10 protein-coding genes are annotated in these 9,102 nt (G+C 68.9%); 3 read left to right on the forward strand and 7 right to left on the reverse strand.

From position 1 onward, the window contains the following. The first annotated feature begins 7 nt into the window (after positions 1-7). From J2847_RS24905 to J2847_RS24915, 3 genes are all read left to right on the forward strand, one after another. Positions 8-1,216, forward strand: a complete 1,209-nt coding sequence (locus J2847_RS24905; protein WP_209781480.1) for an ABC transporter substrate-binding protein — start codon at positions 8-10, stop codon at positions 1,214-1,216. Between the two features lie 45 nt (positions 1,217-1,261). Next, positions 1,262-2,428 carry an iron-containing alcohol dehydrogenase gene (locus tag J2847_RS24910; RefSeq protein ID WP_209781481.1) on the forward strand — a complete coding sequence of 389 codons (1,167 nt, stop codon included), beginning with the start codon at positions 1,262-1,264 and terminating at the stop codon, positions 2,426-2,428. A gap of 373 nt (positions 2,429-2,801) precedes the next feature. Then, a complete protein-coding gene (locus tag J2847_RS24915) occupies positions 2,802-3,449 on the forward strand; it encodes a GntR family transcriptional regulator (RefSeq protein ID WP_209781482.1) in 648 nt (215 codons plus the stop codon). Positions 3,450-3,463: 14 nt separating this feature from the next. Here J2847_RS24915 and J2847_RS24920 read toward each other — a convergent pair whose 3' ends face one another. From J2847_RS24920 to J2847_RS24950, 7 genes are all read right to left on the reverse strand, one after another. Continuing rightward, a complete protein-coding gene (locus J2847_RS24920; protein ID WP_209781483.1) occupies positions 3,464-3,907 on the reverse strand; it encodes a VOC family protein in 444 nt (147 codons plus the stop codon). A 59-nt stretch (positions 3,908-3,966) separates the two neighbouring features. Further along, positions 3,967-4,848: a DMT family transporter gene (locus J2847_RS24925; protein ID WP_209781484.1), complete on the reverse strand. Its 882-nt coding sequence runs from the start codon at positions 4,846-4,848 to the stop codon at positions 3,967-3,969. A gap of 338 nt (positions 4,849-5,186) precedes the next feature. Continuing rightward, positions 5,187-5,879, reverse strand: coding sequence for a GntR family transcriptional regulator (locus J2847_RS24930; protein ID WP_209781485.1), 693 nt, complete (start codon positions 5,877-5,879; stop codon positions 5,187-5,189). Positions 5,880-5,906: 27 nt separating this feature from the next. Beyond that, positions 5,907-6,686 carry an amino acid ABC transporter ATP-binding protein gene (locus tag J2847_RS24935; protein WP_209781486.1) on the reverse strand — a complete coding sequence of 260 codons (780 nt, stop codon included), beginning with the start codon at positions 6,684-6,686 and terminating at the stop codon, positions 5,907-5,909. Between the two features lie 2 nt (positions 6,687-6,688). Further along, positions 6,689-7,540 (reverse strand): amino acid ABC transporter permease, encoded by an 852-nt coding sequence (locus J2847_RS24940; RefSeq protein ID WP_209781487.1) that lies wholly within the window; start codon positions 7,538-7,540, stop codon positions 6,689-6,691. Positions 7,541-7,542: 2 nt separating this feature from the next. Beyond that, positions 7,543-8,316 carry an ABC transporter substrate-binding protein gene (locus J2847_RS24945; RefSeq protein ID WP_209781488.1) on the reverse strand — a complete coding sequence of 258 codons (774 nt, stop codon included), beginning with the start codon at positions 8,314-8,316 and terminating at the stop codon, positions 7,543-7,545. 252 nt (positions 8,317-8,568) lie between these two features. Next, on the reverse strand, positions 8,569-9,000 hold the full coding sequence (locus tag J2847_RS24950; protein ID WP_209781489.1) for a hypothetical protein: 432 nt from the start codon (positions 8,998-9,000) through the stop codon (positions 8,569-8,571). Positions 9,001-9,102: the final 102 nt, after the last annotated feature.

Consider the following 9,102-nt stretch of genomic DNA (forward strand, 5'->3'; position numbering starts at 1 on the left):
ACAGGACATGCGCGTTGCGTTCATCGCCGCCCTGGCGGCCGGCATCGCCCTGGGCGGTCCGGCGGCGGCACAGATTTCCGACGGCACCGTCAAGATCGGCGTGCTGAACGACCGCTCGGGGCTCTACGCCGATCTCGGCGGCGAGGGCTCGGTCGTCGCCGCCAGGATGGCGGTGGAGGAGTTCGGCGGCACGGTCGCCGGCAAGCCGGTCGTCATCGTCAGCGCCGACCACCAGAACAAGCCCGACGTCGGGTCGGCCATCGCGCGGGAATGGATCGACCGCGACGGGGTGGACGCCATCGTCGACGTGCCGCACTCCGCCACCGCCTTCGGCGTGCTGAGCGTGACGCGCGAGAAGAACCGCATGCTGATGCTGTCGGGCCCGGCCTCGACCGACTTCACCGGCAAGTCCTGCGCGCCGACGACGATCCACTGGACCTACGACAGCTACGCCATGGCCAACAGCACCGTGCGCGGGCTGGTCAGGCAGGGGGCCGACACCTGGTTCTTCCTGACCGGCGACAACGCCGGCAGCCACTCGCAGGAGCGCGACGGCATCGCCTTCGTGCAGAAGGCCGGCGGCAAGGTCGCGGGAACCGTCCGCCACCCGCTGAACACGCTCGACTTCTCCTCCTACCTGCTCCAGGCGCAGGCGTCCAAGAGCAAGATCATCGGGCTCGCCAACGCCGGCGGCGACACGGTGAACGCGATCAAGCAGGCCGCCGAGTTCGGCATCGTCCAGGGCGGGCAGAGGCTGGTCGGGCTGCTCATCTTCATCACCGACGTCCATTCGATCGGGCTGAAGGACGCGCAGGGGCTGGTGTTCACCGAATCCTTCTACTGGGACAAGGACGAGAAGACCCGCGCCTGGTCGCGCAAGTTCATGGAGCGCTTCGGCGGCCGCGCGCCGACGGCGGCGCAGGCCGGCGTCTACGGCTCCGTGCTGCATTACCTGAAGGCGGTCGAGAAGGCCGGGACCGACGATTCGCCGACGGTGTCGAAGACGATGAAGGAGCTTCCGGTCAACGACATGTTCAGCGACAATTTCAAGATCCGGGCCGACGGGCGCGTCGTCCGCGACATGTATCTGTTCCAGGTCAAGAGTCCGGAGGACTCCAAGGGCCCCTGGGACTATTACAAGGTCCTGGGGAGCGTGCCGGGCGACGAGGCCTACCGCCCGATGTCCGAAGGCGGTTGCCCGCTGGTCGGGCCGTAGGAGCGGTCGCGGCGGCGGCGGGGTCAACGAACGGGAGGAGCGGCGATGCAGACGGGTGTGTACGAGTTCCTGGCGCAGGACCGCGTCATCTACGGCCGCCCGGCGGCCGGGGCGGTGGCGGAAACCGTCGCGACGCTGGGCAAGCGGCGTCCGCTGATCGTGGCGAGCAAGACGCTGAGCCGGTCCACCGGCGTCGTCGCCGCCATCCGCGACGCGCTGGGCGACGCCTGCGCCGGGGTGTTCGACGCCTGCGTCGAGCATGTGCCGCGCGCCTCCGTCCTCGCCCTGGCCGATGAGGTGCGGCGGCTGCAACCGGACCTGATCGTCACCGTCGGCGGCGGCACGCCGGTCGACACGGTGAAGGTGGCGCTGGTGGCGCTGGCCGAGGGCATCGCCGACACCGCCGGCTTCGACGCCGTCCGCATCCGCGTCGCCGGGGACGGGACCCGCGTCGTCCCGGCGGTGAAGGACCCGCCGCTGCGCCAGATCATCGTGCCGACCACCCTGTCGGGGGCCGAATTCTCCAGCCTGGGCGGCGCCACCGACCCGGAGCGCCGGGTCAAGGATCTCTACACCGGGCGGCGCATCGGCGGGCAGGTGGTCATCCTCGACCCCGCCGTGACCGTGCACACGCCGGAGCGGCTGTGGCTGTCCACCGGCATCCGCGCCATCGACCACGCGGTGGAGACGGTCTGCTCGCGCGGGCCGCAGCCCTTCACCGACGCGACCTGCCTGCACGGGCTGGCGATGCTGGGGCGCTCCCTGCGGGCCAACCGCGAGCGGCCGGACGATCTCGGCGCCCGGCTGGAGAGCCAGCTCGGCGTCTGGCTGGCCACGACCGGGCTCGGCCGGGTGGACTGGGGCGCCAGCCATGGCATCGGCCACCAACTCGGCGCGGTCGCCGGCGTGCCGCACGGCCATTGCTCCTGCGTCATGCTGCCCGCCGTGCTGCGCTGGAACCAGCCGGTGAACGCCGACCGCCAGGCGCTGGTGGCCCGCGCGCTGGGGCGGGAGGACGGCGACGCGGCGGTGGCGGTCGCCGATCTGGTGCGCGACCTTGGGCAGCCGGGCAACCTGCGGGCGGTCGGGGTGACGCCCGACCAGTTCGCCGCCATCGCCGCCGGCGCCATGCAGAACATGATGGTGCGCAGCAACCCGCGCGCGATCACCAGGGAGGATGATGTTCGGGAAATCCTCGAACTGGCGTGGTGAGCGCCTGGATATGGCACGATCGGATGCGACCCGTCGACGGCCGGCGCGGTCGACCTGATCTCCCCGCCGGTGCTCCTGGCGCCTGTTGGGGGATGCATCCAGCCCATGGGCGGAAGGAGCGTGGTTCGATGGTGAGTCCGACCGGGATTCCGTATTTTCCCCGGTCTTCCCGCCCGGATTCCATGAAAGCCGCGGTCCTTGTGAGGGCCGGCCTTGCGCCGGCCGAGCGAATGCCGCAGTCGGAGCGTTTGCCAAGCGTGCAGTCTTTATGCTTCAAGAGTGGACTGCGCAGGGTGTTGCGGCCGTTGGCCTCCTTGAGCAGCCGGGGCGGCATCGGTCCGGCCGGCCGTGGAATCGGGAGGATACGGGGGTCATGAGCAAGCGTAACGGCACGGAGTTCCTGGCAGCCGATGTCCACGCGCGGCTCCGCTCCAGGATCCTGACTTTCGAGATCAAGCCCGGCACGCGCTTGGTGGAGGACGAGATCTCCGCCAGCATGGAGGTCGGCCGCACGCCGGTGCGCGAGGCGCTCTTGCGCCTCCAGGGCGAGGGGCTGGTCAGCCGGCAGAAGGGCTGGGTGGTGGAGAGCACCGACCCGTCCCACATGCAGGCCATCTTCGAAAGCCGCATCGCCATCGAAGGCTACGCCACACGCCTCGCCGCCGCGCGGGCGACAGCCGGGCAGGTCCAGGAACTCCGCGCGCTGGTCGAGGAGATGGACGGCTTCGAACAGATGCCCCGCGCGCAGCTGAACCAGCTGAACCGCAGTTTCCACCGCCGAATCATCGAGATGTCGGGCAACCAGTTCTTCGTGGACATGCATGAGAAGACCCTGTTCCATTATTGGAACATGCGCCTTCCCATCATCTTCACGAAGGAGCAGACCCAGGCCGCCAACGATCAGCACCGGCGGATCCTGGCCGCTCTTGGCGAGCACCGCGAAGACGCCGCCGAGGAGGCGGCGCGGGAGCATGTCCGGGCCACCTACGACATCGTGAAGGACGCCCTGGACGGATTCTGAGACGCCGGCCGCGGTCAGGATGCCGACTTGCGGATCTCCAGCACCACCCCCGCATCGCCGCGCGTGTCGAAGTAGCAGAATCCCGTGCCGTCGGCGCGGCGCCCGCGGGCGATGACGCCCAGGCCGTGGGCACGGCCCTCCGCCTCGGCGGCGTCGCGGTCCGCCACTTCGAAGCCCAGGTGGTACACGCCTTCGCCCTGCTGATCCAGGAATCGACGCTGCGGCGAGTCCAGCTCGCCCGGATCGCACAGCTGGATCTGCACATTGGCGAGATCCACGCACTTGTAGCGCATCGCCTTGGACGCGGCCTCGTTCGGCACCTCGAACTCCGCATAGGGACCGGCCTTCGGGTAATCGTACCAGGGGCCGATGCCCAGCGACCGATAATAGGCGACCGCCTTGTCGAGGTCGCGGACAACGATGCAGACGTGGTGCAGGGTGTTGAAGATGGTCGGCATGGCCGGTCTTGGCTCCTTATGGGTATGGGGAATCGGGTGGTTCGCCGATGGCGGCGGGGTCAGGCCTCGCGCTCCCGCGCGGCAGCGGCTGGGCGACGCAGAGCGGCCAGCAGCCCGCCCGACAGGATCAGGGCGGAACCGAGGAAGGCGAGGGCGTCCGGCAACTCCGCAAAGACCGCGTGGCCGAGGATCACCGACCAGACGACCTGCGAGTAGGAGAAGGGCGCCAGCTGCCAGGCGGGGTGGGTCCGATAGGCAAGGACGATGCAGAAATGGGCCGTGGTCCAAGCCGCCGCCATCCCCGCCGCGGCGATCGCCTGCCCGGCATCCAGCGGGGTGAAGTGGAAGGGCACGGCAAGGCTCGCCGCGACGAGACCGACGGCGACCGACCAGACCAGGGTCGTCACCGGCGGATCGCCGATGCCGATGCGGCGGGTGCACAGCATGCCGACCGCCCAGCACAGGGAGGATAGGATGGGCAGCGCGGCAGCCGCGGTCATGCCGTCCATTCCCGGCCGCACCACCACCGCCACCCCGGCCAGCCCGATCCCGACCGCCGCCCAGTGGGAGCCGGACACCCGGTCGCCGAACAGCAGCGCCGACAGCGCCGTCAGGATGAAGGGCGACATGAACACCAGCATCGTCGCCTCGGCCAACCCAAGATGACGCAGCGCGGCGATCAGCAGCGTCGTCGATGCCAGCAGGCTCAAGCCGCGTGCGATCTGGGCACCGGGGCGCGCGCTGCGCAGCAGCTCCGGCCGCGCCGCCACCACCGGCAGCAGCAGGAACACCGCACCCAGGCAGCGCAGCCACGCGATCTCCACCGGATGGACGCTCCGCGCCAGCTGCTTCGCGAAAACATCCGACAGGCTGAACAACAGCATCGATCCGACGATCAGCGCTGTTCCGCAGGCAAGCGGACGGTGCAGGGGCCGCATCATGGATCGTGCTTTCCGAAGGAGACAGGCGTGGGTGGGCAGGCCGGCGGCAGCCTCGGCCCGCATGCGGAAGGTGGACGATCCGCCCGTCCGGTCGATCGTGACCAGCCAACGCCTGGCCGGGATGGCCCGGCCGCGGCCGGGTCGGGTGGGCGTCCACCGCGAGCAGCGAATCCGAGCCGTCGCGCGCGGTCAGAAGCCCCGTGGCGAAAGCGCCGTCGGCAAACGCCAGCAGACAGGAAGCCGGCCGTGGCGATGGCGATGCAGGCGGGCCGCCGTCCCGCACCCTGCCCCGGGCATCCGGGTGGGGAGGTGCGTTCCGCCGGCCTCCAACGTCACCGTCACCCGTCGAGCGCATCGCGGACGATCCGGTGCGTGGTCGCGACATGCGCGCGCGCGTGGCGCTCCGCATCGTCGGGGTCCCCGCTGGACAGTGCGCCGAGGATCAGCCGGTGCTGCTCGTTGGTCATCACCGCCTGCTCCCGCGTGAAGAGGACGGGCAAGCGCATGTTCCAGTAATGGAACTGGGTGCGTTCATGCATCTCCACGAAGAAGGGGTTGCCGGACAACGTCACGATGCGCTCGTGAAAAGCACGGTTGAGCTGGTTGAGGGCGGCGCGGCTCATCGTATCGAAGCCGTCCATCTCCTCCACCAGCGCCATCAGGTCGCAGATGTCGGCGGAACTGGCACGCAGCGTGGCGAGGCGTGTGGCGTAACCTTCGATGGCGACACGGCTTTCGAACACGCGGTCGATGCAGTCGGCATCGGTGCTTTCCACCACCCAGCCCTTCCGCCGGCTGACCAGCCCCTCGCCCTGGAGGCGCAGCAGCGCCTCGCGCACCGGCGTGCGGCCGACCCCCAGGCTGGCGGAGATCTCGTCCTCCACAAGGCGCGAACCGGGCTGGATCTCGAAGGTCAGGATGCGGGTGCGGAGCCGTGCGTGGACATCGGCCGCCAGCAGATCGGTGCCGGCGCGCTTGCGCGTGCGGCCGGGGAAACGCTCCGGCAGAGCAGGGTCAATGCTGTCGGGCATGGAGGGGTCCCTCGAAGAGCCGGCCGGTCATCCGGCATGCCGGGCGACGAACTGGCGGCTGCGTTCGTGCCGGGGCGAGGTGAAGAAGCTGCGCGCCGACACATCCTCCACCACCTCGCCCTGCACCATGAAGATCACCCGGTCGGCGAAGTCGCGGGCGATGGCCATCTCGTGCGTGGCGATCAGCATGGTGTAGCCCTGCTCCGCCAGGCTGCGGATGGTCAGGATCACCTCCTGCGACAGTTCCGGATCGAGCGCGCTGGTCGGCTCGTCGAACAGCATGACGCTGGGCGCCAGCGCCAGGGTGCGGGCGATGGCGACGCGCTGCTGCTGGCCGCCCGACAGTTCGGACGGATAGCGGTCCGCCTTGTCCGGCAGGCCGACCCTGGCCAGCAGGTCGCGGGCGAGCGCCTCCGCCTCCGCCTTCGGCGCGCGCAGCACATGGGTCGGTCCACTCATGACGTTCTGCAACACCGTCATGTGGCGGAACAGGTTGAAGCTCTGGAATACCATGCCGATGGAGCGGCGCTGGGCGCTGATCTCCCGGTCGGACAGCTCGTGCAGGGTGTCGCCGACCTCGCGGTAGCCGATGAGCTTGCCATGCACATAGATGCGGCCGGCGCCGATCGTCTCCAGATGGTTGATGCAGCGCAGCAGGGTGGATTTTCCGGCCCCGGACGGGCCGAGGAGGGTGACGACCTCCCCCGGCGCGATGGTGACCGACACGTTCTTCAGGATCTCGACCGCTCCATAGGATTTGGAGACGGAGTCGAGGACCACGGCCGCGGCCTTGATGGAGCTGTCCATGGCTACCTCTGGGGGAAGGTCTTCTCGAGCGCGGTCTGGATGGCGGTGGCGAAGGCCGTCATCACCAGGTACCAGAAGGCGGCGACCGCCAGCAGCTCGATGACCATGAAGTTGGACGAGTAGATGTCGGTGGAGATGCGCAGAAGCTCCAGAAAGCCGATGGCGGAGGCCAGCGACGTCGATTTCAGCAGCATGATGTACTGGTTGCCGCCGGCCGGGATGATGATGCGGGCCGCCTGGGGGATGACGATGTGGCGCAGAACCTGCGCCTCGGTCATGCCGATGGCGCGGGCGGCGGCCCGCTGGCCCTTGTCCACCGCCAGGATGCCGGCGCGGATGATCTCCGCCATATAGGCCCCTTCGGCGAGGCCGAGGCCGGCGAGGGCGGCGACGAATGGCGTGACCACCGCCGTGGTCGGCGCATCCAGCAGGACGATGTCGGTGAACGGGACCGCCAGATGGACGCGCTGGAACATGGTGGGCAGCGCGTTGAACCAGAACAGCAGCTGGATCAGCATCGGCGTGCCGCGGAAGAAATAGACGTAGGTCGCCGACAGGCCGGCCAGGATCGGGTTGCCGCTGACCCGCATCAGGGCGACGACCAGGCCGATCACGCTGGCGACCGCCAAGGCCAGCGTTCCGAGAATGAGGGCGTTGCGGGCGCCGAGGAGCACCTGTTCGCTGGTGAGATAGGCGAGGAACACCTCCGCGTTCATGATCCTGGCGCGGATCGCCGCGCCGAGGAGCATGGACACCACCAGCAGGACGATGGCGCTGAGGAGCCAGGCTCCCCAGCGCAGGCGGTGCTTCACACGGACAGCGCGTGGTCCGGCCATTGCGCAGCTGGCGACCACGGTCATTTCCTCTTGCTGGCGGGCAGGTTGACGGTGATCTCGGGCAGGGCCGCCCCCTCCATCCCCCATCTGGCGAGGATGGTCTTGTAGGTGCCGTCGGCCAGCATGCTCTGGGCTGCCTTCCGGACGGCGTCCTTGAGCGACGAGTTCTTCGGAAAGCCCCAGGAGGTGATGTAGGGCGTCAGGATGTGGTTGCCGCCGGCGATGGCGTATTTGCCCGGGAATTGACCCTTCATGTAGACGAGCGCCGGGAAGTCGCCCAGATACCCGTCGACCCGGCCGAGATCGAGCTGCATGCGCGCATCGGGTGCCGCGGGCAGCTGGTTGGCGGTGATCGGCGGCTTGCCGCCGGCGACGCAGGTCTCGGAAGCCTTTTCCACGGCCGCCATGATGACGCGGCTGCCCAGCAGGGTGGCGACCGACCCGCCGCAAAAGTCCGCGAGACTTCCGTACTTCCCGGCGTCGCCTGCGCGAACCAGGATGCTGCCGCCGGACATCAGGTAATTGACGAAATCGACCTTCTGTTCGCGCTCCTCCGTGTCGCTGATGCCGCCCGACGCCGCATCGAAGCGGCCGGCCTCCAGCCCCGGAATCAGCGCGGCGTATTCGCCATGCACGAAGGTGATGGTGAGGCCGAGGCGCTTGCCCACCTCGTTCAGCAGATCGACGCTGACGCCCACCGCCTCCGCTTTGCCGTCCTGGCGGAACTCCACCGGCGGGAAGGTCTGCTGCGAGCCGACGCGCAGGGTGCCGGCATCGCGGATCGGCTTCGGCACCAGGGCCGCAGCCTCCACATTGGTCTGTGCGTGGGCGGAAGCGTGCAAGTGAACCGAAAGCAGGAAGGCGGCCAAGGCCGCGAGTGGAGCTGACTTGCTGGCGTGAAGGGACCATCCGGCCCGAAAAGGCAGACGCATCGTGATTTCTCCTCTGTTCCTGGATTTCTTGTTTGTTCCTTGCGTGCAGCGCACGGGACGGCGCCCGTCTGCCCCGCTACGCTCCGAGGCGGCCGGACAAACGGGCGCGTTGCATCAGCGCGTGTCCGCCGAGCGGCCCGGAATGGCGGACGGGTTTGGCCGGTCGGCGCGCGGGCAGGGCGCCGCCTCCTCGTACATTGCCAGCACCGAGCGGACATAGTCGTCCGGGAAACCCCAGCGGTTCATGCCTTCGGGAATGTGGTTCCAATAGAAGTTGGGCGGACGCATCGGCGTGCCCGGCGCGGACATGCGGTAGGTCCAGCAATCATAGACCTTGCCGTCCTCGCCGCGGGCGCTGACGAAGCAACGCTCGAAATCGTCATAGTCTTCCTGAAAATGATGGTCCGGGTGTTCGACGACGATGCCCAGCGCGTTGTTGCCCCACGCCCGGCCGGTGTTGGACAGGTGGCACCAGCCGCGGTCCGCACGGCCGGCGGCGGCGTGGAACTCCAGCTTGTGGTTCGCGACATGGCCCTTGGTGATCACCTTCGCTGGTCACGTCCCTGAACGTGGTGTAGGAGCTGTGGGGAACCGGCCCGCCGAAGCGCCCCCCAGAGCTGGCGTAGGCGGGCCGGTTTTCCACAGCGG

Origin of the sequence: Azospirillum agricola (genome assembly GCF_017876095.1) — a bacterium.
GTDB lineage: Bacteria > Pseudomonadota > Alphaproteobacteria > Azospirillales > Azospirillaceae > Azospirillum > Azospirillum agricola.

What these genes read in the sequence shown, in the direction of transcription:
- J2847_RS24905 (WP_209781480.1), top strand. Translation starts at nt 8, where the DNA reads ATGCGCGTTGCGTTCATCGCCGCCCTGGCGGCCGGCATCGCCCTGGGC.
- J2847_RS24910 (WP_209781481.1), top strand. Translation starts at nt 1,262, where the DNA reads ATGCAGACGGGTGTGTACGAGTTCCTGGCGCAGGACCGCGTCATCTAC.
- J2847_RS24915 (WP_209781482.1), top strand. Translation starts at nt 2,802, where the DNA reads ATGAGCAAGCGTAACGGCACGGAGTTCCTGGCAGCCGATGTCCACGCG.
- J2847_RS24920 (WP_209781483.1), bottom strand. Translation starts at nt 3,907, where the DNA reads ATGCCGACCATCTTCAACACCCTGCACCACGTCTGCATCGTTGTCCGC.
- J2847_RS24925 (WP_209781484.1), bottom strand. Translation starts at nt 4,848, where the DNA reads ATGATGCGGCCCCTGCACCGTCCGCTTGCCTGCGGAACAGCGCTGATC.
- J2847_RS24930 (WP_209781485.1), bottom strand. Translation starts at nt 5,879, where the DNA reads ATGCCCGACAGCATTGACCCTGCTCTGCCGGAGCGTTTCCCCGGCCGC.
- J2847_RS24935 (WP_209781486.1), bottom strand. Translation starts at nt 6,686, where the DNA reads ATGGACAGCTCCATCAAGGCCGCGGCCGTGGTCCTCGACTCCGTCTCC.